Annotated in this window: 1 protein-coding gene and 2 pseudogenes; 1 reads left to right on the forward strand and 2 read right to left on the reverse strand. The window is 29.4% G+C overall.

What is annotated here, in order from left to right; genetic code table 11:
* Positions 1-222: pseudogene (locus tag M663_RS0103830) on the forward strand (DNA-binding protein); the annotation flags it as partial.
* A gap of 260 nt (positions 223-482) precedes the next feature.
* Here the strand turns inward: M663_RS0103830 and M663_RS0103835 are convergent.
* On the reverse strand, positions 483-782 hold the full coding sequence (locus M663_RS0103835; protein ID WP_273702618.1) for a hypothetical protein: 300 nt from the start codon (positions 780-782) through the stop codon (positions 483-485).
* Between the two features lie 188 nt (positions 783-970).
* A pseudogene (locus tag M663_RS15160) lies at positions 971-1,071 on the reverse strand (helix-turn-helix domain-containing protein); the annotation flags it as partial.

Consider the following 1,071-nt stretch of genomic DNA (forward strand, 5'->3'; position numbering starts at 1 on the left):
GAATGGCAACCAAAGCTTACGGAGAAAGATGAAAAAGATATAGCTCGAACTTTAGAAGAATGGATGAAAGACCTCACAAGCACAGAAGGACTGGCTTTCTTTAATGGTGAGCCGATTGATGAGGAAACTAAGGAATACTTGAAAGACTCTTTTGAGATAATTCTTAAACATGCTAAAATAATGAACAAAAAGAAGTATACCACTAAAAAATACCGAAAGTAATTTAAATGTAGAATACAAACTTGAGATTATCGTACAAGGATTTTGAATTCTTTAACAAAAACATCTGGTCATGGTTTATACATTCAAAGTAAAGTAAAAAAAGATGGCATATGTAAATTAGTCATGATTTTAATGATATGTTTCCTTGGATTGATACTTATATCACTCTTTTTTATATACATTGACGCCAAACGAAAAAGCTATTTAATTGAGATGTATAGTTATCAAATAGAATATGCGAAGAAATATCTACGTTAAAGTTATTGTTTATTCTCGTAACTACTTACTCCAAATTTAACAACTTTTACATTTACATTATAAAGCAATGAAAACGCTCCATAATCAATTTCTATGAATACTTCTTCACCTTTTGTTTTTCTTTCAATTGTTCCTGTAATAAAATGATAAGATGTAATACCTTTATAACCCACCTTTTGGTTTAATTCATATTCTATTTTTTTGTATGTTGCGTAACTTAAATAGCCGTCTTTTTCGACATCTTTAATATATTTTTCTGCAATACTTTCTATTATGTTTCTTATAGTATGTTCTTTATGCATACTATTTATATTGTAAACCGCAGGGAAAACCATAACAAAGATAAAAATTAATAGGCTTATAATAATTATTAGTCTTATTTTTAAATTCCTCCCTCCTAAGCGGTGTAACTACTGTAGAAATAAGCAATTATAAATTACAACATGACAAATTTTGCGTTTTTTATACACTTATCTCTTTTTATTACTCCCTATGTAGATACTCTAAACTGTTTTAAAACATTTTTATGCACATAGACTGACCTAGGCAGGTCCGCAGGCCTTTTTCCGGCACTTTCGTTGAAGACAAGCC

Source organism: Thermoanaerobacter sp. A7A (assembly GCF_000445185.1).
In the GTDB taxonomy this organism is placed as follows: Bacteria; Bacillota; Thermoanaerobacteria; order Thermoanaerobacterales; family Thermoanaerobacteraceae; genus Thermoanaerobacter.